General features: G+C 52.8%; 20 protein-coding genes and 1 riboswitch. Of the genes, 10 read left to right on the top strand and 10 right to left on the bottom strand.

The genetic code is table 11. The annotated features are described in order from the left end of the window. Positions 1–124: 124 nt before the first annotated feature. Positions 125–940, top strand: a complete 816-nt coding sequence (djlA, locus tag OGV98_RS20150) for a co-chaperone DjlA (protein ID WP_003837382.1) — start codon at positions 125–127, stop codon at positions 938–940. A gap of 95 nt (positions 941–1,035) precedes the next feature. On the opposite strand, the gene rluA is transcribed toward djlA, so the two are convergent. From rluA to polB, 3 genes are all read right to left on the bottom strand, one after another. Beyond that, a complete protein-coding gene (rluA, locus tag OGV98_RS20145) occupies positions 1,036–1,695 on the bottom strand; it encodes a bifunctional tRNA pseudouridine(32) synthase/23S rRNA pseudouridine(746) synthase RluA (RefSeq protein WP_003018849.1) in 660 nt (219 codons plus the stop codon). An 11-nt stretch (positions 1,696–1,706) separates the two neighbouring features. Continuing rightward, the gene (gene rapA, locus OGV98_RS20140) at positions 1,707–4,613 is read right to left on the bottom strand and encodes an RNA polymerase-associated protein RapA (protein ID WP_046670925.1); all 2,907 of its coding nucleotides are present in this window, start codon (positions 4,611–4,613) and stop codon (positions 1,707–1,709) included. 131 nt (positions 4,614–4,744) lie between these two features. After that, the gene (polB, locus tag OGV98_RS20135) at positions 4,745–7,096 is read right to left on the bottom strand and encodes a DNA polymerase II (protein WP_202580789.1); all 2,352 of its coding nucleotides are present in this window, start codon (positions 7,094–7,096) and stop codon (positions 4,745–4,747) included. Positions 7,097–7,692: 596 nt separating this feature from the next. On the opposite strand from polB, the gene OGV98_RS20130 reads away from it, so the two are divergent. After that, positions 7,693–8,076, top strand: a complete 384-nt coding sequence (locus tag OGV98_RS20130) for a DUF4751 family protein (RefSeq protein WP_048233916.1) — start codon at positions 7,693–7,695, stop codon at positions 8,074–8,076. 40 nt (positions 8,077–8,116) lie between these two features. Here the strand turns inward: OGV98_RS20130 and araD are convergent, their stop codons facing one another. From araD to araB, 3 genes are all read right to left on the bottom strand, one after another. Then, a complete protein-coding gene (gene araD, locus OGV98_RS20125; protein ID WP_049002749.1) occupies positions 8,117–8,812 on the bottom strand; it encodes an L-ribulose-5-phosphate 4-epimerase in 696 nt (231 codons plus the stop codon). Between the two features lie 97 nt (positions 8,813–8,909). After that, positions 8,910–10,412, bottom strand: a complete 1,503-nt coding sequence (gene araA, locus OGV98_RS20120) for an L-arabinose isomerase (protein WP_016149540.1) — start codon at positions 10,410–10,412, stop codon at positions 8,910–8,912. Positions 10,413–10,422: 10 nt separating this feature from the next. Then, positions 10,423–12,132 (bottom strand): ribulokinase, encoded by a 1,710-nt coding sequence (gene araB, locus OGV98_RS20115; RefSeq protein WP_003837395.1) that lies wholly within the window; start codon positions 12,130–12,132, stop codon positions 10,423–10,425. Between the two features lie 339 nt (positions 12,133–12,471). Here araB and araC point away from each other — a divergent pair, with 339 nt between their 5' ends. From araC to OGV98_RS20095, 4 genes are all read left to right on the top strand, one after another. Beyond that, positions 12,472–13,317, top strand: a complete 846-nt coding sequence (gene araC, locus OGV98_RS20110) for an arabinose operon transcriptional regulator AraC (RefSeq protein ID WP_003018834.1) — start codon at positions 12,472–12,474, stop codon at positions 13,315–13,317. 167 nt (positions 13,318–13,484) lie between these two features. After that, complete coding sequence (locus OGV98_RS20105; RefSeq protein WP_226807874.1) at positions 13,485–14,003, top strand: hypothetical protein; 519 nt, start codon at positions 13,485–13,487, stop codon at positions 14,001–14,003. A 335-nt stretch (positions 14,004–14,338) separates the two neighbouring features. Continuing rightward, the gene (locus tag OGV98_RS20100; protein ID WP_075204112.1) at positions 14,339–14,761 is read left to right on the top strand and encodes a hypothetical protein; all 423 of its coding nucleotides are present in this window, start codon (positions 14,339–14,341) and stop codon (positions 14,759–14,761) included. 165 nt (positions 14,762–14,926) lie between these two features. Continuing rightward, a complete protein-coding gene (locus tag OGV98_RS20095; protein WP_003837398.1) occupies positions 14,927–15,694 on the top strand; it encodes a DedA family protein in 768 nt (255 codons plus the stop codon). A gap of 44 nt (positions 15,695–15,738) precedes the next feature. Here the strand turns inward: OGV98_RS20095 and thiQ are convergent, their stop codons facing one another. From thiQ to sgrR, 4 genes are all read right to left on the bottom strand, one after another. Beyond that, the gene (gene thiQ / locus OGV98_RS20090) at positions 15,739–16,437 is read right to left on the bottom strand and encodes a thiamine ABC transporter ATP-binding protein ThiQ (RefSeq protein ID WP_003845713.1); all 699 of its coding nucleotides are present in this window, start codon (positions 16,435–16,437) and stop codon (positions 15,739–15,741) included. Next, on the bottom strand, positions 16,421–18,031 hold the full coding sequence (thiP, locus tag OGV98_RS20085) for a thiamine/thiamine pyrophosphate ABC transporter permease ThiP (RefSeq protein WP_202580788.1): 1,611 nt from the start codon (positions 18,029–18,031) through the stop codon (positions 16,421–16,423). Before thiP ends, thiQ begins: the two co-directional genes overlap by 17 nt. Continuing rightward, entirely contained in the window at positions 18,007–18,990 is a 984-nt protein-coding gene (gene thiB, locus OGV98_RS20080) for a thiamine ABC transporter substrate binding subunit (protein WP_121571425.1), read from the bottom strand. The genes thiP and thiB overlap by 25 nt, the downstream gene beginning before the upstream one ends. A 30-nt stretch (positions 18,991–19,020) precedes the next feature. Next, a riboswitch (TPP riboswitch) is annotated at positions 19,021–19,144 on the bottom strand. Between the two features lie 33 nt (positions 19,145–19,177). Continuing rightward, complete coding sequence (sgrR, locus tag OGV98_RS20075; protein WP_003018820.1) at positions 19,178–20,833, bottom strand: HTH-type transcriptional regulator SgrR; 1,656 nt, start codon at positions 20,831–20,833, stop codon at positions 19,178–19,180. 99 nt (positions 20,834–20,932) lie between these two features. Here sgrR and sgrT point away from each other — a divergent pair, with 99 nt between their 5' ends. The 4 genes from sgrT to OGV98_RS20055 all read left to right on the top strand — a co-directional run bounded on the left by sgrT (position 20,933) and on the right by OGV98_RS20055 (position 24,997). Then, positions 20,933–21,061, top strand: a complete 129-nt coding sequence (gene sgrT / locus OGV98_RS20070) for a glucose uptake inhibitor SgrT (RefSeq protein ID WP_003018817.1) — start codon at positions 20,933–20,935, stop codon at positions 21,059–21,061. Between the two features lie 373 nt (positions 21,062–21,434). Further along, a complete protein-coding gene (locus OGV98_RS20065) occupies positions 21,435–22,613 on the top strand; it encodes a sugar efflux transporter (protein ID WP_048219722.1) in 1,179 nt (392 codons plus the stop codon). 277 nt (positions 22,614–22,890) lie between these two features. Beyond that, a complete protein-coding gene (gene idnO, locus OGV98_RS20060) occupies positions 22,891–23,655 on the top strand; it encodes a gluconate 5-dehydrogenase (protein ID WP_048219720.1) in 765 nt (254 codons plus the stop codon). 58 nt (positions 23,656–23,713) lie between these two features. After that, on the top strand, positions 23,714–24,997 hold the full coding sequence (locus OGV98_RS20055) for an MFS transporter (protein ID WP_003845721.1): 1,284 nt from the start codon (positions 23,714–23,716) through the stop codon (positions 24,995–24,997). Positions 24,998–25,017: the final 20 nt, after the last annotated feature.

Raw genomic sequence — 25,017 nt, 5'->3', positions numbered from 1 at the left:
AATGACAGGTATGATAATGCAAATTATAGGCGATGTCCCACAATTGACCGCAGCCGTAAATCGGTAAAAGCACCTTATATTGTGGGACATAGCCTGGCTGAGAGCATAAAGATTTGGGGAGTCTATGCAGTATTGGGGAAAGATAATTGGTGTAGCCGTGGCCTTAATGATGGGTGGCGGCTTCTGGGGTGTCGTTCTGGGGCTGTTAGTTGGCCACATGTTCGACAAAGCCCGCATGCGCAAAATGGCGTGGTTTGCCAACCAACGTGAACGCCAGGCGCTGTTTTTTGCCACCACTTTTGAGGTGATGGGACATCTGACCAAATCCAAAGGTCGCGTCACGGAAGCCGATATTCATATCGCCAGCCAGTTGATGGATCGGATGAATTTGCACGGTGATTCGCGAACGGCTGCACAACACGCCTTCCGGGTAGGAAAATCGGATAATTATCCATTACGTGAAAAGATGCGTCAGTTTCGCAGCGTCTGTTTCGGTCGATTCGATCTGATCCGCATGTTTCTGGAAATTCAAATCCAGGCGGCATTTGCCGATGGGTCGTTACATCCTAACGAACGTGAAGTGCTGTATGTGATTGCTGAAGAGTTGGGGATCTCACGTACCCAATTTGATCAGTTCCTGCGCATGATGCAGGGCGGCGCACAGTTTGGCGGCGGATATCAGCAGCAGTCTGGCGGCGGTAGCTGGCAGCAGGCGCAACGCGGCCCGACGCTGGAAGACGCCTGTAATGTGCTGGGTGTGAAAACGACCGATGATGCGACTACCATAAAGCGCGCTTACCGTAAGCTGATGAGCGAGCACCATCCGGACAAACTGGTCGCGAAAGGTCTGCCGCCAGAGATGATGGAAATGGCGAAGCAAAAAGCGCAGGAAATCCAGAAGGCTTACGAGTTAATCAAAGAACAAAAAGGCTTTAAATAATAATTATGCCGGATGCGGCTAGCGCTTTATCCGGCCTACGGTAATGAATGTAGGCCGGGCAAGCGAAGCGCCCCCGGCATAAATTGGCTCAGAATTTAAAAATCCGCCGGGACTTTAAACGTCATACTGTTGCCGTATTCGGGATGCGTGATGGTTAGCATCTCGGCGTGCAGCAGCAGGCGGGGTGCCAACGCCAGCGCTTCAGGCGGAGCATAGAAGCGATCGCCGAGGATTGGATGCCCTAACGCCAGCATATGCACACGCAGCTGGTGGGAGCGTCCGGTAATCGGTTTAAGCACGACCCGGGCGGTGTTATCCGCCGCGAACTCCACCACCTCATACTCTGTCTGCGCTGATTTCCCGGTCTCATAACACACTTTTTGTTTTGGCCTGTTCGGCCAGTCGCAAATCAGCGGTAAATCAACCAGACCCTCGGCCGGAGCGGGATGCCCCCAGACGCGTGCAACATACTGTTTTTTCGGTTCGCGCTCGCGAAACTGGCGTTTTAGCTCGCGCTCTGCCGCTTTGGTTAGCGCGACTACAATCACGCCGCTGGTGGCCATATCCAGACGATGTACGGATTCAGCCTGCGGATAATCGCGCTGGATACGCGTCATCACGCTGTCTTTGTGCTCATCCAGACGACCCGGCACAGACAATAAACCGCTCGGCTTGTTGACCACCATAATGTGCTCATCCTGATACAGGATGACCAACCAGGGTTCCTGCGGCGGATTGTAGTTTTCCATCCCCATGTATGGCTCCGTTACTGATGCGTCACGACGATCAGGCGCAGGGCATCCAGACGCCAGCCCGCCTGATCCAGGCTTTCCATCACCTGCTGACGGTTGCTTTCAATTGCGCTGAGTTCGTCATCACGGATGTTCGGGTTAACGGCACGCAGCGCTTCCAGACGGGAGAGTTCCGCAGTCAGTTTTTCGTCCGCTTCTTTACGCGCCGCGTCGATCAGCGCGCGGGCTGATTTTTCCACCTGTGCTTCACCGAGTTGCAGAATAGCATGAACGTCCTGCTGCACGGCGTTGACCAGTTTACTGCCGGTGTGGCGGTTAACGGCGCTGAGCTGACGGTTAAAGGTTTCGAACTCAACCTGTGCAGCGAGGTTATTGCCGTTTTTATCCAGCAGCATGCGTACCGGCGTTGGCGGCAGGAAGCGGTTCAGCTGCAGCTGTTTCGGCGCTTGCGCTTCAACCACATACACCAGCTCAACCAACAGAGTTCCGACCGGCAATGCTTTGTTTTTCAACAACGAAATGGTGCTGCTGCCGGTGTCGCCAGAGAGGATAAGATCCAGACCATTACGGATTAACGGATGCTCCCAGGTAATAAACTGAGCGTCTTCACGCGACAGAGCGACATCACGCTCAAACGTAATGGTGCAGCCATCTTCCGGCAATCCAGGGAAATCTGGCACCAGCATATGATCGGACGGTGTCAGCACGATCAAATTGTCACCACGGTCATCCTGATTAATACCAACGATATCAAACAGGTTCATGGCGAAGGCGATCAGGCTGGTATCATCGTCCTGTTCTTCAATACTCTCAGCCAGTGCCAGCGCTTTTTCACCGCCGTTAGAGTGGATCTCGAGCAGACGATCACGACCTTGCTCCAGCTGAGCTTTCAGCGCGTCATGTTGTTCGCGACAGGTTTTGATCAGATCGTCAAAGCCATCGGTATTTTCTGGTTCAGCCAGGTAGCCGATCAGATTGTTATAGACCGTGTCGTAGATGGTACGGCCGGTCGGGCAGGTGTGTTCGAACGCATCCAGACCTTCGTGGTACCAGCGCACCAGCACGGATTGTGCGGTTTTTTCCAGGTACGGGACGTGGATCTGAATATCATGCGCCTGACCAATACGGTCCAGACGGCCAATACGCTGTTCCAGCAGGTCCGGGTTGAACGGCAGGTCAAACATCACCAGATTGCTGGCGAACTGGAAGTTACGCCCTTCGGAGCCGATTTCAGAACACAGCATTACCTGAGCGCCGCTATCTTCTTCACTAAACCAGGCTGCGGCGCGGTCACGCTCAATGATCGACATCCCTTCATGGAACACGGCAGCGCGGATACCTTCGCGCTCGCGCAGAACCTGCTCCAGTTGAAGCGCGGTGGTGGCTTTTGCACAGATAACTAATACTTTTTGCGAGCGGTGGCTGGTCAGATAGCCCATTAGCCATTCCACGCGCGGGTCAAAGTTCCACCAGGTGCCGGTATCGCCTTCGAATTCCTGATAAATCTGTTCCGGGTAGAGCATATCGCGCGCCCGGTCTTCCGCGCTTTTACGCGCACCCATAATGCCGGAGACTTTAATCGCCGTCTGGTATTGGGTCGGCAGTGGCAGCTTGATGGTGTGCAGCTCGCGTTTTGGGAAGCCTTTCACACCATTACGGGTGTTACGGAACAGCACGCGGCTGGTGCCATGGCGGTCCATCAGCATCGAAACCAGCTCCTGACGCGCGCTCTGGGCATCTTCGCTGTCGCTGTTTGCCGCCAGCAATAGCGGTTCAATGTCCTGCTCGCCAATCATGTCGCCTAACATGTTCAGCTCACTATTACTCAGCTTGTTGCCTGCCAGTAACATAGCGACGGCGTCGGCGACCGGACGATAATTTTTTTGCTCTTCAACAAACTGGGCGAAATCGTGGAAACGGCTGGGGTCCAGCAGGCGCAGACGAGCAAAGTGACTTTCCATGCCCAGTTGCTCCGGTGTAGCGGTTAGCAGCAGGATGCCCGGCACACGTTCTGCCAGTTGTTCAATGGCCATATATTCGCGGCTGGGTGCGTCTTCGCTCCACACCAGGTGATGCGCTTCATCGACGATCAGCAGATCCCATTCGGCGTCACACAGATGCTCCAGGCGCTGTTTACTGCGACGGGCAAAGTCCAGCGAGCAGATGACCAGTTGTTCGGTTTCAAACGGGTTGTAGGCGTCGTGCTGCGCTTCTGCATAACGCTCATCATCAAACAGTGCAAAACGCAGGTTGAAGCGACGCAGCATTTCGACCAGCCACTGGTGCTGTAATGTCTCCGGCACGATGATCAGCACGCGCTCTGCGGCGCCTGACAGCAACTGTTGATGCAGGATCATCCCGGCTTCAATGGTTTTACCTAAACCCACTTCGTCTGCCAGTAAAACGCGAGGGGCATGACGACGGCCAACATCATGGGCAATGTTCAGCTGGTGAGGAATCAGGCTGGTACGTTGACCACGCAAACCACTCCACGGCATACGGTATTGTTCGCTCTGAAATTTACGCGCGCGATAGCGCAGAGCAAAGCGATCCATGCGGTCAATCTGGCCGGCAAACAGGCGATCTTGTGGTTTGCTGAATACCAGTTTGCTGTCGAGTAGTACTTCACGCAGCATGACACCGGTTTCTTCGGTATCCAGGCGGGTTCCGATATAGGCAAGCAGGCCGTTTTCTTCTTTTACTTCATCGACATGCAGTTGCCAGCCTTCATGGCTTGTTATCGTATCGCCAGGATTGAACATCACGCGGGTCACGGGGGAATCACTGCGCGCATACAGACGGTTTTCGCCCGTCGATGAGAAAAGTAATGTGACGGTTCGCGCATCCATGGCGACAACGGTACCAAGTCCCAATTCGCTTTCTGTATCGCTGATCCAGCGTTGACCAAGTGTAAAAGGCATATATGTTCGGCTCTATATCTTTAGTTGCAGGCAATACTCACCCTCTGCCAGAGTAAAGTGGCAGCAAGTGTATTGGGGTCCAGGAATGGAAAGGGCGCTATGGTACTGGATGGCGACGGTTTCGTCACGCGTCAAAATAACCCCAGTTGCCCTGTGAGTAGTGTAGCAAAATTATCGTCAATAAAGGGAAGAATTCCCTCGGCAACGGGTTGGATCTGGCGTGTCAGATAATGCTCGTAATCGAGCACAGATAGCTGATAATCAACAGGTTCTGGGCCATTGACCGTCCAGACATATTTTATGGTTCCGCGATTTTGATACTGCGGTGGACGCCCCAGCTTTACATTCTGCTCATCGGCGAGTCGCGCGGCACGCACGTGTGGTGGAACATTGCGCTGGTATTCGCTTAACGGGCGGCGCAGGCGCTTGCGGTACACCAGTTGTTCATCCATTTCACCGGCCATCAGACGGTCAATAGTCTCGCGAACAAACTCCTGATAAGGTTCGTTACGAAAAATTCGCAGGTATAGCTCCTGCTGAAACTGTTGGGCCAGCGGCGTCCAGTCGGTTCGTACCGTTTCCAGTCCCTTAAACACCATACGTTGCTCAGCACCGTCCTGAATCATCCCTGCATAGCGTTTTTTACTGCCGGTATCTGCACCGCGAATGGTCGGCATCAGAAAGCGACAAAAATGGGTTTCAAATTCCAGCTCCAGCGCACTGGTCAGGTTTTGTTGCTTCAGCGACTGCGCCCACCAGTCGTTGACATAGCTCACCAGCTCACGGCCAATCCGGGCGGCATCGTCTTCTGAGTGCGCCTTTTTCAGCCAGACAAAGGTCGAGTCGGTATCGCCATAGATAACGTCGTAACCCTGAGCTTCAATCAGCGCTTTGGTCTGGCGCATGATCGCATGGCCGCGCATGGTAATGGACGAGGCCAGTCTCGGGTCGAAAAAGCGACAGGCGGTGGTTCCCAGCACGCCGTAAAATGCGTTCATGATGATTTTCAGCGCCTGCGAGAGCGGCTTATTGCCGCGGCGTTTTGCTTCATCGCGACCATGCCAGATCCGGGTCACGATTTCCGGCAGGCAGTGCTTTTCACGTGAGAACCAGGCGTCAAGGAACCCTTCGGTGCTGTGCTCCGGATCCGGCTGCGCCATTCCTTCGATAAGCCCCACCGGATCGATTAAAAAAGTACGTATTATTGAGGGGTACAGGCTTTTGTAATCCAGCACCAGTACCGAGTCGTATAAGCCGGGGCGCGAGTCCATCACGTAGCCACCGGGGCTGGCGTGAGCGGGGACTTCACCCAGGTTCGGTGCCACATACCCCGCCCGGTGCATTCGTGGCAGGTAGAGATGTCCGAAGGCGGCAACTGAACCACCGTGCCGGTCGACCGGCAGACCGTTGACCGTCGATCGCTCAAGCAGAAATGGCATGATCTCGGTTTTATGAAAAATACGCGTGACCAACTCACAGTCTTTGAGATTGTAGGTGGCGAGCGCGGGCTTATCCTGGGCAAACCGGCGATCGATTTCGTCCATCCTGTCCCAGGGATTATCAATTGACTTCCCTTCGCCCAGTAGCTCCTGCGACACCGTCTCCAGCGAAAATGACGAGAAATTCCAGAATGCGGATTTGAGCGCCTCAATGCCGTCGATAATCAGGCGACCTTTAGCCTGCGCGAAGAACACGCCATTTTTGAAGCCATGCTCGCGCCACTCCAGCTCGCTATTGTCACGACCAAAACGCAGGGGAATGCGGTAACGTTCGGCGTGCTTTTGCAGGACGCGTAAATCGAATTGCACGACGTTCCAGCCGATTATCACATCAGGATCGTGACGGGCAATCCAGTCATTGAGCTTTTCCAACAACTGCGGGCGGCTTGCAACGTACTCAAGTTCAAAATCCAGCGCAGAGGCATCACCGTTTTCCGGGCCGAGCATATAGACAATACGCTGCCCACAGCCCTCAAGACCGATGCAGTAGAGTTCGCCGTGGCGCGTGGTTTCGATATCCAGCGATACCCATTTTAGCGGTGGTCGATAGTCAGGGTTCGGCTTCAGGCGGGCATTAACCAGCATGTCGTCATGTCTGTCGCCTTCGACCCAAACAGGGGAGGTGATAAAGCGCTCCATCAGATACCGCTCCGGCGGCCGTACGTCGGCTTCGTAGACGGTGACTGCGTTTTCGCGCAGCAGTTTTTCCAGCCGCATAAGCTGGCGATGTGAGCGGCAATACAGGCCGGAAACGGGCTGGCGGTGGAAGTCTTGCAACTGAAGAGGCGTCAGGCGATAGCCGTTTTCAGTGCGTAATAATGACGTGACGCGAGGAACCTGACTGGTGGGAATAAACGCGACTGACTCCTGAGGCGCAAGCGTGACCTGCAGCGGCCCATCGTCTGTAGCCAGCCAGAATGAGACCTCAGTTCCCTGCGGAGTGTCCCGCCAGTGTCGGGTTAGAATAAAGCCTGCCTGCGCCACGCTGTGTATCCGTCAAAAAGCCAGACACTATTATAGCCTGGTTTACATGATTGTACTGTTATTTTGTACAGTTATTCGGCGTAAGACGCGGTACCCGCTGGAGTAAAAAGCGTCTCTGAGTAAAAAATGTGTTGTGTCAGCCTGGGTTATCTTCGTATTTAATATATGAATATCGTGCCTAAGACGAGTTGCAGTGAACTATTTTATTGGTGTGGCTGTTGTTTTAAATGGCGATTGTCCATCTGGGTTATGTATTGAATTGATATTATAAAGTCCATTATCGGATGTTTGCTGTTTTTCGGATTTGTGCTTATTTATTTTTGCTACATCTTTCTCGGATTCAGGAAAATTTACTTTTTTTATTTGTGTTTATTAATGGTTGATGTAAAGATTTTATTCGAAGCATCCGGATATGAGTTTGAAATATAATATATATTTAATTGTGTTTATTGCCGAATAGAAACGGATTTTCAGTTCGAATTCGTCGGGAATCTCTCTGTAGAATTTGGTTTTTATCTCGGGATATAATTTATTTTCAGCTTACTGTTCGGGTGCTTCTTAATACATATCCGGGAAAGTGATGAGATGGAGTTTTTATGAATGTTTATACTCAGGCAATTTTGCCTGGATACCAGCACTATCTATTTGTTAATACTCAGCTATCAAACCCAGTAATTAAAGCTGTGAGCAAATATATTGAGTACAAAACATGGACCGGACAAATTTGGCGGACTGAAATAATTGAAAGTGGAAACGCTTTTTTTCACTGGCAGGGGCATGACAGAAGAAATGGTCATCGTGATACGGTAATTAATTATTTGTTGTGTGGGCAGAAATGGCAGTCAACGATAACAGATTATATTTTCTTCCATTCACTGGAAGGAGAGGAAACTCATGGGAATTATGACAATGTGATTGAGTATGTTTCTTCTAATAACTGTGTTTATCAAAGTGCTTTTGCTGAATATATAGCCGAGTAAAAATAAAGCGCGCGACGATCAAAACGCGCTTATATAAAGGTTACTGCCCGTAGTAGGCTTTAGCACCGTGTTTACGCAGGTAATGCTTATCTAACAGGGTTTGTTGCATATCTGGCAATTGCGGCGCGAGCTGGCGACAGAAGATCCCCATGTAGGCGACTTCTTCCAGCACGATGGCGTTATGCACTGCATCTTCGGCATTTTTTCCCCAGGCAAACGGACCGTGAGAGTGCACTAGCACGCCAGGCATCTGCGAGGCGTCAATACCTTGTTTCTCAAAGGTTTCAACGATCACATTGCCGGTTTCCCATTCATATTCGCCGTTGATTTCTTCGTCGGTCATTTTCCGTGTGCAGGGAATCGAACCGTAGAAATAGTCCGCATGGGTGGTACCCGTGGCCGGAATCGACTGACCCGCCTGCGCCCAGATTGTCGCGTGACGCGAGTGGGTATGAACAATACCGCCAATGGTCGGGAATGCCTGATACAGCAGTCGGTGCGTTGGGGTATCGGAAGAGGGCTTCTTCTGGCCTTCGACTACTTCACCCGTGGCGATACTGACTACCACCATATCGTCTGCGGTCATTACGCTGTAATCGACCCCGGAAGGTTTAATCACAAACACGTCGCGCTCGCGATCGACGGCGCTGACGTTCCCCCAGGTCAGGGTGACCAGATTGTGCTTAGGCAACGCCAGATTGGCTTCCAGTACCTGACGTTTAAGATCTTCTAGCATGTTAACTCCTGAATGCCGGATGGCGCTTCGCTTATCCGGCCTACGGTGATTTGTAGGCCCGGTAAATGAAATGCCACCGGGCAATCCGTTTCGACAATTAACGTTTGAACCCGTAATACACTTCGTTCCAGCGCAGCGCGTCCTTAAAGGCCGGCAGGCGGGTATCGTTATCGATCACAGCGATCTCGATATCGTGCATTTCAGCGAACTGGCGCATATCGTTCAGATCCAGCGCGTGGCTGAACACGGTGTGGTGCGCGCCACCGGCCAGGATCCATGCTTCAGATGCGGTTGGCAGATCCGGTTGAGCTTTCCACAGCGCGTTAGCTACAGGCAGTTTCGGCAGGGAGTGCGGTGTTTGTACCGTGTCGATGCAGTTAACCAGCAGGCGAAAACGATCGCCGAGATCGATCAGGCTGGCAACCACGGCCGGGCCGGCTTTGGTGTTGAAGATCAGACGGGCGGGATCGTCTTTACCACCAATGCCGAGGTGCTGTACGTCGAGGATCGGTTTCTCTTCCACCGCGATGGACGGGCAAACTTCCAGCATGTGCGAACCGAGTACCAGATCGTTGCCTTTCTCGAAGTGGTAGGTGTAATCCTCCATAAATGAGGTGCCGCCCTGCAGACCGGTTGACATCACCTTCATGATGCGAAGCAGAGCGGCGGTTTTCCAGTCGCCTTCACCCGCAAAGCCATAGCCTTGCTGCATCAGACGCTGTACGGCCAGACCCGGAAGCTGTTTCAGGCCGTGTAAATCTTCAAATGTGGTGGTGAAGGCGTGGAATCCACCCTGTTCCAGGAAGCGCTTCATCCCCAGTTCAATACGGGCAGCTTCCAGGACGTTCTGACGTTTTTCACCGTGGACTTGCGTCGCCGCCGTCATGGTGTAAGTGCTTTCATACTCATCGATTAGCGCGTTGATTTCGCCATCGCTAATTGCGTTCACGACCTGCACCAGATCGCCCACGGCCCAGGTGTTTACCGAGAAACCGAACTTGATCTGCGCAGCGACTTTATCGCCATCTGTGACCGCAACTTCGCGCATGTTGTCGCCAAAACGGCAGACTTTCAGATGGCGAGTGTCCTGTTTGGACACGGCCTGGCGCATCCAGGAGCCGATGCGTTCGTGTGCCTGTTTGTCCTGCCAGTGACCGGTGACCACGGCGTGCTGCTGACGCATACGTGCGCCGATAAAGCCGAACTCACGACCGCCGTGCGCGGTTTGGTTCAGGTTCATAAAGTCCATATCAATGCTGTCCCACGGCAGGGCGGCGTTGAACTGGGTGTGGAACTGAAGTAGCGGTTTATTAAGGATAGTCAGGCCGTTGATCCACATTTTGGCCGGGGAGAAGGTATGCAGCCAGACCACCATCCCTGCACAGCGATCGTCGTAGTTAGCGTCACGACAGATAGCGGTAATCTCGTCAGGGGAAGTTCCCAGCGGCTTTAATACCAGCTTACAGGGCAGTTTGGCTTCAGTATTCAGTGCGTTAACGACGTGCTCCGCATGTTGGGTTACCTGACGCAGGGTTTCAGGGCCATACAGATGCTGGCTACCAATCACAAACCACACTTCATAGTTATCAAAAATCGTCATTGTCGTGTCCTTAATGTGTCAGGGTTGCCAGGTCTACCGGGGCTTGTTGCGCCGGAGCGGCAGTCGGAAGGTATTGTTGTTCAGCGCTTACCGCCCACTGCTGATAGCGGCGGTAGAGTTGTTCAAAACGTTGAGCCTGCTCTGGGCGAGGTTGCAGCGTGTTTTCCACGGCGCTTGCCATTTGCTGCTGAGCGGCTGGGATATCCGCGTGTACTTTCGCGGCAACGGCAGCGAAGATAGCCGCACCGAGTGCGCAGCACTGGTCTGAAGCGACAATCTGTAGCGGGCGGTTCAGCACGTCACAGCAGGCCTGCATGATGACCGGGTTCTTGCGCGCGATACCGCCAAGCGCCATTACGTTGTTAACCGCAATGCCTTGTTCGGTGAAGCATTCCATAATGGCGCGTGCGCCAAAGGCCGTGGCGGCAATCAGCCCACCGAACAGCGCTGGCGCGTCAGTTGCCAGGTTCAGATCGGTAATTACCCCTTTCAAACGCTGGTTGGCATTGGGCGTACGGCGACCGTTGAACCAGTCGAGCACCACCGGGAGATGCTCCAGTGATGGATTTTTCGCCCATGCTTCAGTGAGTGCAGGCAGCAGCTGTTTTTGACTGGCTTTAATCTGGGACTGCAGTTCCGGATGCTGTGCGGCAAGCTGTTCCAGAGGCCAGCTCAGCACGCGGCTAAACCAGGCATAGATATCGCCGAATGCAGACTGGCCAGCTTCGAGGCCAATAAAACTAGGTACCACGCTGCCATCAACCTGGCCGCAAATGCCTTTCACCGCGCGTTCGCCAACGCTGTGTTTGTCGGCAATCAGAATGTCGCAGGTCGACGTGCCGATGACTTTCACCAGCGTGTTAGGCTGTGCGCCTGCGCCAACCGCGCCCATATGGCAGTCAAAAGCACCGCCTGCAATCACCACGCTTTCCGGTAGCCCCAGGCGCTGTGCCCACTCAGCGCACAGGGTGCCAACCGGCAGATCCGCGGTGAAGGTATCGGTAAACATTGGGTATTGCAGATGGCGGTTGAGGATGGGGTCGAGTTCGTCAAAGAAACTGGCTGGCGGCAGACCACCCCAGCTTTCATGCCACAGGGATTTATGTCCGGCGCTGCAGCGACCGCGACGAATATCCTGTGGGCGTACGGTGTTGGAGAGCAGGGCCGGAACCCAATCGCATAGCTCAATCCACGAGACCGCAGCTTCGGCTACCGCATGGTCCTGACGAGTTACATGCAGGATTTTGGCCCAGAACCATTCGCTGGAATAAATGCCGCCGATATAGCGGGAGTAATCGATCTTGCCCGGTGTGTGGCACAGGCGGGTGATTTCTTCAGCTTCTTCTACTGAGGTGTGATCTTTCCACAGGACAAACATTGCATTCGGGTTTTCCGCGAACTCCGGACGCAGTGCCAGTACGTTACCGTCTGCATCGATGGGCGCCGGGGTTGAGCCGGTACTGTCAACGCCGATCCCGACCACTTCCGCGCGCTGTTCAGCGCTCAGTTCGGCCAATACGGTTTTCAGCGCCGCTTCCATGGATTCAATGTAGTCGCGCGGATGATGGCGAAACTGGTTGTTTGGGCCATCGCAATACTGCCCTTCCTGCCAACGTGGATACCACTCAACGCTGGTGGCGATCTCTTCGCCGGTGGCACATTCCACCGCCAAAGCGCGTACTGAATCACTACCAAAATCGAGGCCAATTGCAATCGCCATCGTCTTACTCCATCCAAAAATACGGGTATGGATAAACAGTAGTGAGTAGCGATAAAAACCGTCAGGCAGGATCCGCTAATCTTATGGATTAAAATGCTGTGGCATCACAAAGTGTGACGCTGTGCAAATAATCAATGTGGACATTTCTGCCGTAGTTATAGACACTTTTGTTAGCCGATTTTGACGTTGGCATAGTACATGTTTTTTACAAAGAGCTTTTCACAAGCGGGATTGGTGGTCCATTACCGCAAATACAGCGGCCCGCAGGGGCGACAGCGATGATGTCTGGCGTAATATGGACAAATTGTTTCTTGGCAGGACATAGGGAGTATTGAAATTATGGCTGAAACGCAAAACGATCCCCTGTTGCCAGGTTATTCGTTTAACGCGCATTTGGTGGCCGGATTAACCCCCATTGAGGCGAACGGATACCTGGATTTTTTTATCGACAGGCCGCTGGGTATGAAGGGTTATATCCTCAATCTCACCATCCGTGGTGAAGGGGTTATCAATAATCAGGGCAAGCAGTTTGTCTGTCGGCCTGGCGATATTCTGTTGTTTCCACCCGGAGAAATTCACCACTACGGACGCCACCCTGACGCCAGCGAGTGGTATCACCAGTGGGTTTACTTTCGCCCGCGCGCCTACTGGCAGGAGTGGCTGACCTGGCCAGCCATTTTTGCCCAGACCGGTTTTTTCCGCCCGGATGAAGCGCATCAGCCGCATTTTAACGAGCTGTTTGGGCAGATAATTAACGCCGGGCAGGGAGAAGGTCGTTATTCTGAACTGCTGGCGATTAATTTACTGGAACAGTTGTTGCTCCGACGTATGGAAGCCATCAATGAATCGCTACACCCGCCCATGGACAACCGCGTCCGCGATGCCTGCCAGTACATCAGCGATCACCTGGCGGACAGCAATTTTGATATCGCCAGCGTCGCGCAGCACGTCTGCCTGTCGCCTTCCCGTTTGTCGCATCTGTTCCGTCAGCAGTTAGGTATCAGCGTATTAAGCTGGCGCGAGGACCAGCGCATCAGCCAGGCGAAGCTATTACTGAGTACCACACGTATGCCCATTGCCACCGTAGGTCGCAATGTTGGCTTTGACGACCAGCTCTATTTCTCTCGTGTTTTCAAAAAATGTACCGGCGCCAGTCCGAGCGAGTTTCGCGCTGGATGTGAATAAATTTATTATGTAGCGCTGGGAGTATTCAACTTCTTTCAGCGCCTTAAAATTTGGCATCTAAAATAAGTTGTAATTTTGTGATGAATAGATATCTATAAAAAATAAGAAATTAGCATTTGTTTGATAAAATTATTCTTGCTATAAACCACCTGTCAAGGAGGTTTTAAATGAGTAAGCGATTTGATATTACTGATGGGACTTTTGCAACCACTAAAAAAAATGGTTTAATTTATACAGAAGAGCTGGGATGGATTGATTTAGGTCATGCTCAGGGTGATGATGCCAGATTCTTAAAGAAAAAGCTTGAGCAAGAACAGTGGGCAAAATATTATAATGAGTTCAATGATTGGTACTTCCCGGTAAACTATTATCAAGAAATGGGAAAAGGGAAAAATTTATTTGGGGTAAACTTTACTTTTCATACTGGTGTACATACTCAAGTTATGGTTCGTGCTTGTCTTTCTCCAGTGCTTAAGGCACGAGTGGCTTTGACTATTATGTATGGGACGGCAAAACGATTCGAAGCATGGCAGAACTCTATCCTTTTCAACTGGTACACGGATAGTGGATTTAGTGTGGAGGATTTGGTTTCTGATTTAGTCGGCTTTTATCGTGTTTTTGGTACGGGACCAGACCCATTGTGGCGAGCAAAACCTGTATCCTATGAAACGGCCATACAGATATGAGATGCTCATGATCCAATCGGTACTTTTAAAAATAGAGATTTTTTTCCGTATTTATTTTCGACAAAACCACCATTCAGATATGGTGAGCCTATCAAAAAAAATCTCCCAGAGTGGTTGAGTTATATAAAACCATTAGATAATTCATTTTCAGGTTTATTGTACAATCAGTTTAATAATAATCCTGTTGGCGACTTTTTTAAGGAAAAAAATAGATTGAATCATGAGCTTTATGGTACGTTTTCAATTTCTGATACACTGGGTTATGCTGACTCGCCTTTTGATAGACCATCTTTTTTTCTGCTTCATCCTCATTCTCCACTTAAGTGAGTAGAGAGATGAGAAAATATGCTCTATTTATTTCTTCATTATTTCTGCTATCCCCTTTGGCGTTCTATGGTTGGTTTGTTTTGACATCGGGAGAACATCATTATAAGCGAGATGATATTTTCTCATACTGGCTATATACGCCTGATACGCTAAAAAGCATACCATTAATATCAGAAGATATTGATTATAACTATGATTATGATTTAGATGAACAGCGAACACTAGTCATAATAACATGGCATCATGTTAAGGATGTTGCTGAAAAAAAAACAGTCTTACGTGATTTTCTACAACAACTCGGTTCTTCAATAAAATATGATTGCTTATGGATTTATCACGATCCTAATGATTTCTCCAGTAATTATCACCGTTATTGCGTCTACCAAAAATCAGATATCCTCGAACTGGAGTTCGTTGAGAGGGTGAAGTGACGCAAAGTGTGTTCCTGAGCATCCCAATTACGCTGGATGTGAATAAAAAGTGAATGATGTATCCTGAAAGTTGTCATAACTCGCAATCTATTCAGACAATTGATGGCTTGACGAAGTTGAGAGGGGTTATCAAAATCCCTGCTTCGTAAATTTGACGGACACATTATGCAAGCATTGCTGGAACACTTTATTCTCCAGTCCGCCCTGTACTCTTTGATCGCCGTACTTCTGGTGGCTTTTTTGGAGTCGCTGGCGCTGGTTGGCCTGATTCTACCCGGGACCGTGATGATGGCGGGGCTGGGGGCGCTGATTGGCAGCGGCGAACTGAACTTCTGGCATGCCTGGCTTGCGGGCATTATAGGTTGCTTATTGGGGGACTGGATCTCTTTTTGGCTGGGCTGGCGCTTTAAAAAGCCATTGCACCGTTGGTCGTTCATGAAAAAGAACAAGGCGTTGCTGGATAAAACCGAGCACGCCCTGCATCAGCACAGCATGTTTACTATTCTGGTGGGGCGTTTTGTCGGACCGACGCGTCCGCTGGTGCCGATGGTAGCAGGCATGCTGGATCTGCCTGTCGCTAAATTTATCGTCCCGAATATTATCGGCTGCGTGCTGTGGCCACCGTTCTACTTCCTGCCGGGGATCCTGGCGGGAGCGGCAATTGATATTCCTTCTGATATGCAGAGCGGGGATTTCAAATGGTTGCTGCTGGCGACGGCGGTGTTGCTCTGGGTTGGCGGCTGGTTTTGCTGGCGGCTATGGCGCAGTGGCAAAGCGGCTGTCGATCGCTTAACGGCGTATTTCCCCCGCAGCCGTTTGCTGTATCTGGCGCCGTTGACGCTCGGGATCGGTGTGGTTGCGTTGGTGGCGTTACTGCGCCATCCGCTGATGCCGGTGTATATCGATATTCTGCGCAAAGTGGTGGGTTACTGACGATTCCTTTGCCGGATGGCGGCTTCGCCTTATCCGGCAACGCATTATGCTTTAATGCCCAATAGCGCCGAGGCGCTAGCGTTGCCGCTTAACAGATTGTCCGTATCGCCCTGCCAGGCGATGCGCCCGTCGGCGACCACAATCGAGCGGGGCGCAATTCGCGCCGCATCTTCTACGCTGTGGGAAACCATCAGTAACGTCAGCTGCTTCTCGCGACAGACTTCGGCCACTAGCGTTAGCATCTCCTGGCGCAGCGCGGGATCAAGTGCAGAGAACGGTTCATCAAGCAGTAAAATAGGTTGTTCCCGCACCAGACAACGCGCCAGCGCCACGCGCTGCCGCTGCCCGCCGGAAAGCTCACCGGGGAGGCGTTCCAGTAGAGAGTCGATCCCCATTTGCTGGGCGATGTGAAGTATTTTCTCCCGCTGCGATGCGTTAAGCTTCAATCCAGGATTCAGGCCCAGGCCGATGTTTTGCTGTACGCTCAGATGGCTGAACAGGTTGTTTTCCTGAAACAGCATAGAAACAGGACGGCGCGAGGGTGGTGTCGTGGTGTGATCTTCACCGTCAATCACCATGTTACCGCTGGCAGGCGTGAGAAAGCCGGCAATCAGATTCAGTAGCGTACTTTTCCCGGCGCCGCTGGGCCCGAGTATCGCTATCTGCTCACCGCGCGCGACCGACAGCGTAAAGCGCATGGGCAGATGGTGATAAAGCCATGTGATATCAATCAGTTTTAACATTTCGACCCGGCAATTTCTCAATAACGGTAAACAGCGTAAAGCACAGGATCAGCAGTAATAACGCCGTAACTGCGCCATCCTGACTGCGATAAGAGCCAATCTGCTGATATAAATAAAACGGCAGGGTGCGGAAATCCTCATTACCAAATAACGCCACTACGCCAAAATCGCCAATCGACAGCACGCAGGCAAACGCCATCGCCTGTGCCAGCGGGCGCTTCAGGGCGCGCAGTTCAACCACTTTCAGGCGCGACCATCCCTCAATGCCCAACGACTGGCACAACATACTATAGCGCGCAGTGACGTCACGCATTGGGTTTTCCAGCACCTTCAAAGCATAAGGGATCGCCATCAGCGCATTGGTAAAAATGACAATGCCGTCGGCAGATTCGGGAAGCCCAATAGTGTTATTGAGCAGCAGAAAGAAGCCGGTTGCCAGCACGATACCCGGCATGGCGAGGATCATCATGCCGCTCAGCTCCAGCATCTGACCTGCCAGCATCTGCTGTCGTGCACGAAGTTCACGACTGCTCCATAACAGCATCATGGTGAGTATGACGCATAACGCTCCTGCTGCTAATGCGATGCGCAGCGAGGTTCCCAGCGCCTGCCATAGCACTGGCTGCACCAGTACATCCAGAACATGGCGGTTTAAGCCATCGACAATCACCGCCAGCAGCGGCGGCAGCAACAGCAACAGGGCCAGAATAATCAGGATTGCGTCAGTCAGTCGGCTGTGCAGGCGATCGTCAGGATCGCGCCAGCCTTGTACCAGGGTAGCACCGGGAGCAATCGCGCGGCTCAGACGTTGACTGAGAAGCACCAGCGCCAAACAACAAACCATCTGGATCAACGCCAGCATGGCTGCGCGGGCAGGATCGTAATCAAAATTCAGCGCCTGATAGATAGCCAGCTCGATGGTCGTGGCCTGTGGCCCGCCGCCCAGCGACAGAACGGTGGCGAAGCTGGCGAAGCACAGCATAAAGATGAGTGCTGCGACGGGCAGGATCTGACGACGCAGCCACGGCCATTCAACAAAACGGAAGAAATGCCAGCCACGCATACCCAACTGAGCGGCTAACTGCCGCTGTTCGCCGGGAATACTCTCCAGCGATTGTAACAGCAGGCGGCTGGCCATCGGCAGATTGAAAAAGACGTGCGCCAGCAGAATGCCCTGCAAACCGTAAGGCGAAAAGGTCCATTCCAGCCCGAAGACATGCCAGAGTGAGGCCAGCCAACCCTGGCGACCGTAGACGCTAAGAATACCGAAGACCGCGACCAGCACCGGCAGGATTAACGTCATGGCGCACAGGCGCAGCAGCGCCAGACGTCCTGGAAAACGGCGGCGATAGAGCGCTCTGGCAAGGAAAATCGCCGGGACAACCGACAGCACAGCGGATAGAAAAGCCTGCCAGAAAGAAAAGCGCACCACGTGCCACAGGTAGTCATCTTGCCACAGCGAGGACCACTCTCCCTGCGGGGCGTTAAACCACAGTGCCAGAAACGCGGCCAGGGCAACGGCCACCATCAGCGTGGAGGCGGTAAGCCCTGGAACCAGCCAGCCGGGGATTAACGGCTGACGGCGCGTTGCCATTCGCTAATCCATGCCTGACGTTGAGCCGCAACCTGCTGTGGCGTAAATTCCAGCGCGGTGGTCGGTTTATTCAGGTGCTCGAATCCTGACGGCAGGGCGACTTGCGTCACGGGATACATCCAGTTGCCGGTCGGAATCGCATTCTGGAATGCCGGAGACACCATGAACTTCAGGAATTTCTCGGCCAGTTCCGGCTGCTTGCTGGCCGCGGTGCGGGCGGCGACTTCCACCTGCAAATAGTGGCCTTCGCTAAAATTAGCGGCGGCGTAGTTGTCTTTTTTCTCGGCGATGATGTGATAGGCCGGAGAGGTGGTGTAGCTGAGCACCAGATCGCTTTCACCTTTCAGGAACAGACCGTAGGCTTCGCTCCAGCCCTTGGTGACGGTGACGGTTTTGGCTGCCAGTTTCTGCCACGCCTCTGGCGCTTTATCACCATAGACTTTCTGCATCCATAGCAGCAGACCCAGACCTGGCGTGCTGGTGCGTGGATCCTGATAAATGACGCGCCATTTTTGGTCGCTCTCTACCAGTTCTTTCAGGCTTTTGGGCGGATTCTTCAGCTTGTTCTTATCATAAACGAAGGCGAAATAACCGTAGTCAAACGGCACGAAGGTATCGTTTTTCCAGCCGCCGGGTACGTTAACGGTGTCGTTGGCTACACCACTTTTGGCAAACAGTTTGGTTTGTGTGGCGGCTTCCAGAAGGTTGTTATCCAGACCCAGCACGACGTCGGCTTTGCTGTTTTTTCCTTCCATGCGCAGGCGGTTAAGCAGCGAGACGCCATCTTCCAGCGCGACCAGTTTCAGCTCGCAATTGCAGTCAGCTTCAAAGGCTTTTTTGATTGTTGGGCCTGGGCCCCAGTCAGCTGCGAACGAGTCGTAGGTATAGACGGTCAGTACAGGTTTGGCGAAGACAGGCGCTGCGCACAGCAGTAAAAGCGGAAGACATTTTTTAAACACTTTGCACCTCAATAGTTGGGTGGCAAAGGACTTGAGATAAGCCTCAAATCCCTTCGCCGGCATTATCCGGATCAGGTTCGACGGGTATCTCTCAGCCCATACGCAGATCGAATGATTTTGTGTATGTTTTTATTTAGCACCCCGTTGAGAACGGCGTTAGTGTAATGATTTTGTTGCTTAGCAGCAATTAAGGATCCGGCGGAGCAAACCACGCCGATTTAAAATCAAACCAGCCGAGGGTATTCATGCGCAGCCCGCGCATACTGCGCTGTCCCTGAATGATCAGCCAGTGGTGGATTAATGGCACAATGGCCTTTGTGGCGAGCAGCTGTTGGCACCATGCTGCCAGGCTCATTTCGCCCGTTCGCCAGCGAGCCGCATCGTTTTCCCAGTCCCGCGAGATACAGTTTTGCAGCAACGGGACTTCGCACAAATGGGCGAACAGTGAGAAGTCGAGCGGTAGGGTAAAGTTGGCGCTGTTGAGCCAGATATCGCTGACGATTTCACCTGCATGCCATTGATCGTAGTCGATCTCCTGAATATTCAACTGCACCTGATGCTGCGCGAGCAATGTCTTCATGATCTGCGCGATAATCCGGTGTTCGATGTGATCGCGATAGTAAGTGATAGTCAGCGTTTCCAGCCCGGCGGGTTTTTCACCATGGCCGGGTTTTGCGTGATGCCAGCGGGGGAGTAAACCATACGCGGGAAACCACAGTCGCTGGTACTGTTCGTCGGCGTGGCAGATTAAATTCGTTGGCGAGAGAATGCGGCTTACCCATTCGCGGACCTCCTGGTTAGCTCCACGGTGGCTACGCGCATCAAACAGCAGGTAGTAGCAACCTTCTTCGAGGCGGCTTTCGATCGCCTTTTCATCCTCTGTGGGACCTTTTAGCGTCAACCCGCCGCCAGGCTCTTCTCCGATGTCAGGTAATACCCAAACGTTAACTTCGTCGATCAGGGCCCTGTAGCCAAAGTAATCATCAAATGCATGAATTTTCAGTTGGTTATTGGTGTTTCGTATTACCGCATACGGACCGGTACCAATCGGGTGACTGGAGAAGTTGTTTAGCGTTTCCCATTCTCGCGGCAGGATCATGGCGGGGACCTGCCCCAATAGCCAGGGAAGCCAGCGGTCTGGCTGGGCCAGATGGATATCCAGCGTCCAGGCCGTGGGAGAGACGATCTGCGTGATGTGTGAGTACAGCGGCAGGCTGTTAATGCGCATCAGTGAGGCGATAACATCTGCCATTTCCAGCTCGCGGCCATGATGAAAATGGATCCCCGGACGCAGGAAGAATCGCCAGTGTAAAGGTGAAATTTGCTGCCAGTGATGGGCAATGTCCGCTTCCAGTTCCCCATTTTCCTCATTTACCCGAATTAAGGCGCTGAAGATTTGCCGGGCGATATGGGTTTCGGAGCGGCGTAATGCCGTGCCGGGGAGCAGGTTGTGCATGGGGCGGTAATAGAGAACGCGCATGATATGCCGACCCTGGCGAAAGCTGCGACCCAGATGGGAGACCAGCATTTGCCGTACGGCCGTTTTGTCACCGACCAGTTGCACCAGTTGATCGATGCGATCCTGTTCCAGTAGGTCTTCCGCGCGCTGCTGCTGGAGCGCCAGCCCGGTATAGAGGAATGTCAGGCGCGAGCGTTTACCTCGTCCAACTTCAGCTTCCCACGTTAACCAGCCGCGATCCTGCATGGTATTAAGCAGCGTACGCATATGGCGGCGCGAGCAGCTCAGCAGATCCGCCAGCTCGTTGAGCGTCGTGTCTTGCGTTTTGCCGTCACAGCATTGCCACAGACGGATGAACTGTTGTTGCAAACGACCAGAAGACATAAAAGGGGAACTCCTGCGGAAAACTCAGCAATTTTATAATCCCTATATTAAGCCAATAATAGATTCCGATGAAGCGATGAGACAACGAAGGGGTCATCTATGCGTCAGTTCTGGTTGAAGTACTTTACCACGACGGAAAAATCGTCCTGGTTGGCTTGCCTGAGCGCACCGCAGCGCTTAAAGATGCTCGAAGAACTGATGCAGTGGGAGATGACATCTGACTCCTGAATTGGAAATTGCAGACATCATGTGTGACTGAGTATTGGTGCAGGCTGTATCCTGCCATTATATCTGAGCATCGCTGGTGGCTATTTTTTCACATGGCAAGGCGCGAACAGTGAAATTTGGTGAACCAAATAAGGTGTGAGCAACACAGCTATGTGAAAAAATGGCCCCAGCCCTCCGGGACGCGTGTAAAAAATGCATACTCTGCGTTGTCAGGCTTGGGAATAGATTTCTATACCCAGCGCCCTCCGCCTGGATTATGCGTTTTTTACCCTGCGTCGATGCCAGATATAATGGCAGGATACAGCCTCGTTCACCCGCCAGCAGGTATTATCTGCTGGCTTTTTTCGTTTCAGCTGCGCTTAAAAGGAAAGATATGCTCTGGATTATGACCATGGGACGGCGCCTCAACGGCGTTTACGCGGCATTTATGCTGGTCGCTTTTATGATGGGCGTGGCGGGGGCATTGCAGGCACCCACCCTGAGTCTGTTCCTGAGCCGTGAAGTCGGGGCGCAGCCATTTTGGGTCGGGCTGTTTTACACCGTCAATGCGATTGTCGGGATCGTCGTCAGCCTTGGCCTGGCGAAACGATCCGACAGCCAGGGCGATCGGCGCAAGCTGATCATGTTTTGCTGCCTGATGGCGATTGGCAATGCGCTGCTGTTTGCCTTTAATCGCCACTATCTCACGCTGATCACCTGCGGTGTGCTGCTGGCCTCGCTGGCGAACACCGCCATGCCGCAGCTGTTTGCGCTGGCGCGAGAATATGCTGATAACTCCGCGCGTGAAGTGGTGATGTTTAGCTCGGTGATGCGTGCGCAGCTTTCGTTGGCCTGGGTGATAGGACCGCCACTGGCATTCATGCTGGCGCTGAATTACGGCTTTACGGCGATGTTTTCCATTGCCGCAGGGATTTTTGCCATTAGCCTGGTGCTGATTGCGCTGATACTGCCGTCTGTCGCGCGGGTGGAGCAGCCTGTAGACGTGCCGCTGGAACAGACCGGCGGTTGGCAGGACAAAAATGTGCGTATGTTGTTTATTGCCTCCACGCTGATGTGGACCTGCAACACCATGTACATCATTGATATGCCACTGTGGATAAGTCTTGAACTGGGCTTGCCGGACAAGCTGGCCGGGATCCTGATGGGGACGGCGGCTGGGCTGGAAATTCCGGCGATGATTCTGGCAGGCTATTACGTGAAGCGCTTTGGTAAACGGCGAATGATGATCGCGGCCGTAGCGGCAGGCGTGCTGTTTTATATTGGTTTGATCTTCTTTCACAGCCGTACGGCGCTGCTGGTGCTGCAACTGTTTAACGCGGTATTTATCGGTATTATCGCCGGGATAGGCATGCTGTGGTTTCAGGATCTGATGCCCGGACGTGCGGGGTCAGCGACCACATTATTTACCAACAGTATTTCAACGGGAGTCATTCTGGCAGGGGTGATTCAGGGGGCAGTTGCGCAAAGCTACGGTCACTATGCCGTCTATTGGGTGATTGCGGTGATTGCGGTGGTTACGCTGTGGATGACCGGGCGGGTGAAGGACGTTTAGTCCGGCGCAGTCCTGACGTCGCAGTGCCCGGACTGGCGATATTTTGCATTAGTTTTTGTCGTTTTTGTAGGCCGGATAAGGCGTTTACGCCGCCATCAGGCAACCTGTCCCTACGGCCTGAACGCGTTACGCTTATCAGGCCTATCCCTCTTTTTTTATCTTGCACGTAAATGTAACGTTGATCACATAACGATCATTTTCCTCTTCCTGGATCTTCTTTTTTCTACTGTTACGCGTATACAGTTACGCGTAACAGTTATCAAAAAAGGAGTTTATTATGAAAAACCTATTCGACCTGACAGGTAAACGCGCGCTGATTACCGGTTCCGCTCAGGGCATTGGTAACCTGCTGGCCAGCGGTCTGGCGGCGCACGGTGCTGAGATTGTTATTAACGACATTACCCAACTGCGTGCTCAGGTGGCGGCGGACAAACTGGTGGCCGAAGGCTATCGCGCTGTTGGCTATGGATTTGATGTTACCAACGGGGAAGAGGTGGCGTGCGCCATCGCGCAAATTGAAAAGGAAGTTGGGGCCATTGATATTTTAATTAACAACGCCGGAATCCAGCGTCGTTATCCCTTCACCGAATTCCCGGAGGCTGAATGGGACAAAGTGATTGATGTAAACCAGAAATCGGTCTTTCTGGTATCACAGCAGGTTTCCCGCTACATGGTGCAACGCCGCCGCGGGAAGATTATTAATATCTGCTCAATGCAAAGCGAATTAGGTCGTAAAACCATTACCCCCTACGCGGCGTCAAAAGGCGCGGTCAAAATGTTAACCCGTGGCATGTGCGTGGAACTGGCGGAATACAATATTCAGGTCAACGGTATTGCTCCCGGCTATTTCGCTACCGACATGACCACCGCGCTGGTCAACGATGAAGCATTCTCCGCCTGGCTGTTCCAGCGCACGCCCGCTGCTCGCTGGGGTAACCCGGAAGAGTTGATCGGCGCGGCGGTTTATCTCGCTGCGCCCGCCTCTGACTTTGTGAATGGGCATCTTCTGTTTGTCGATGGCGGCATGCTGGCCGCGGTTTGATCGCTAACGAGGCCGCGGGAAGCAACCTCATCCTTTAATGATAATCCAAGGAGTGAGTATGAATATGCTCGCAAAACTGCCAGCGCGTCGCTGGTGGTATTTAATGCCGATTATTTTTATTACCTACAGCTTAGCTTATCTCGACCGCGCCAATTACGGCTTTGCCGCTGCCGCTGGTATCGAACACGATTTAGGGATCACCCAGGGCACGGCCTCGCTGATTGGCGCGCTCTTTTTCCTGGGATATTTCTTTTTCCAGGTGCCTGGCGCGATGTATGCCGTTAAACATAGCGTCCGTAAAATGATTTTTTACAGCCTGATCCTCTGGGGGCTTTGTGCCGCGGCGACCGGCTTTGTCAGCAATATCCCAACGCTGATGGCGATCCGCTTTATTCTCGGCATCGTCGAAGCGGCGGTGATGCCCGCGATGCTGATTTATATCAGCAACTGGTTTACCAAAACTGAACGCTCGCGCGCCAACACCTTTTTAATTCTCGGTAACCCGGTCACAGTGCTGTGGATGTCGATTGTCTCTGGCTACCTGATTGAAGCCTGGGGCTGGCGCGAAATGTTTATCATTGAGGGTATTCCTGCGGTGATCTGGGCTTTCTGCTGGGTGATTCTGGTGCGCGACAAACCGGCGGATGCGGGTTGGTTGAGCGAGCAGGAGAAGCAGGCGTTACAGCAGGCGATGGACCGCGAGCAGCGGGACATCAAACCGATGCGCAACTACGGTGAAGCGATGCGTTCACGCAGCGTCATTATGCTTTGCGCGGTGCATGCGCTGTGGAGCATCGGGGTGTATGGCTTCATGATGTGGATGCCGTCGATTCTGAAAAACGCGGCGCAGATGGATATTGTGGCGGTGGGCTGGCTGGCGGCAGTGCCGTATCTGGCGGCGATCTGCCTGATGCTGACGGTTTCCTGGCTGTCCGATAAATACCAGAACCGTAAGCTGTTTATCTGGCCGCTGCTGCTGATTGCTGCCATTGCGTTCTTTGCCTCGTGGATGCTGGGCAACCAGTCCTTCTGGCTCTCTTACGCGCTGCTGGTCGTGGCCGCCGCCTGTATGTATGCGCCTTACGGACCGTTCTTTGCGCTGATCCCCGAACTGCTGCCGCGCAACGTCTCCGGCGTGTCGATGGGAATGATCAACAGTTTTGGCGCGTTAGGGGCATTCCTCGGCGCGTGGCTGGTGGGTTACCTCAACGGCGTGACCGGCGGGCCGGGCGTCTCCTACACCTTCATGGCGATTGCTCTGCTGTCATCGGTGGTGCTGATGTACTGCGTTCGTGCGCAAAATGAAACCATGTCGCCGTCGGCTGAGATGGTAACGCGTTAAGGTTGAGCGAGGAGTGCAGT

The organism is Citrobacter sp. Cf136, assembly GCF_030333815.1.
In the GTDB taxonomy this organism is placed as follows: Bacteria; Pseudomonadota; Gammaproteobacteria; order Enterobacterales; family Enterobacteriaceae; genus Citrobacter; species Citrobacter freundii.
The sequence above is the reverse complement of the archived record's forward strand: the minus strand, read 5'-3'. Positions and strand labels throughout refer to the sequence as shown.

Excerpts from the sequence above, each read along its gene's own strand:
- djlA (WP_003837382.1), top strand. The coding sequence starts at position 125 with ATGCAGTATTGGGGAAAGATAATTGGTGTAGCCGTGGCCTTAATGATG.
- rluA (WP_003018849.1), bottom strand. The coding sequence starts at position 1,695 with ATGGGGATGGAAAACTACAATCCGCCGCAGGAACCCTGGTTGGTCATC.
- rapA (WP_046670925.1), bottom strand. The coding sequence starts at position 4,613 with ATGCCTTTTACACTTGGTCAACGCTGGATCAGCGATACAGAAAGCGAA.
- OGV98_RS20130 (WP_048233916.1), top strand. The coding sequence starts at position 7,693 with ATGAATGTTTATACTCAGGCAATTTTGCCTGGATACCAGCACTATCTA.
- araD (WP_049002749.1), bottom strand. The coding sequence starts at position 8,812 with ATGCTAGAAGATCTTAAACGTCAGGTACTGGAAGCCAATCTGGCGTTG.
- araA (WP_016149540.1), bottom strand. The coding sequence starts at position 10,412 with ATGACGATTTTTGATAACTATGAAGTGTGGTTTGTGATTGGTAGCCAG.
- araB (WP_003837395.1), bottom strand. The coding sequence starts at position 12,132 with ATGGCGATTGCAATTGGCCTCGATTTTGGTAGTGATTCAGTACGCGCT.
- araC (WP_003018834.1), top strand. The coding sequence starts at position 12,472 with ATGGCTGAAACGCAAAACGATCCCCTGTTGCCAGGTTATTCGTTTAAC.
- OGV98_RS20105 (WP_226807874.1), top strand. The coding sequence starts at position 13,485 with ATGAGTAAGCGATTTGATATTACTGATGGGACTTTTGCAACCACTAAA.
- OGV98_RS20100 (WP_075204112.1), top strand. The coding sequence starts at position 14,339 with ATGAGAAAATATGCTCTATTTATTTCTTCATTATTTCTGCTATCCCCT.
- OGV98_RS20095 (WP_003837398.1), top strand. The coding sequence starts at position 14,927 with ATGCAAGCATTGCTGGAACACTTTATTCTCCAGTCCGCCCTGTACTCT.
- thiQ (WP_003845713.1), bottom strand. The coding sequence starts at position 16,437 with ATGTTAAAACTGATTGATATCACATGGCTTTATCACCATCTGCCCATG.
- thiP (WP_202580788.1), bottom strand. The coding sequence starts at position 18,031 with ATGGCAACGCGCCGTCAGCCGTTAATCCCCGGCTGGCTGGTTCCAGGG.
- sgrR (WP_003018820.1), bottom strand. The coding sequence starts at position 20,833 with ATGTCTTCTGGTCGTTTGCAACAACAGTTCATCCGTCTGTGGCAATGC.
- sgrT (WP_003018817.1), top strand. The coding sequence starts at position 20,933 with ATGCGTCAGTTCTGGTTGAAGTACTTTACCACGACGGAAAAATCGTCC.
- OGV98_RS20065 (WP_048219722.1), top strand. The coding sequence starts at position 21,435 with ATGCTCTGGATTATGACCATGGGACGGCGCCTCAACGGCGTTTACGCG.
- idnO (WP_048219720.1), top strand. The coding sequence starts at position 22,891 with ATGAAAAACCTATTCGACCTGACAGGTAAACGCGCGCTGATTACCGGT.
- OGV98_RS20055 (WP_003845721.1), top strand. The coding sequence starts at position 23,714 with ATGAATATGCTCGCAAAACTGCCAGCGCGTCGCTGGTGGTATTTAATG.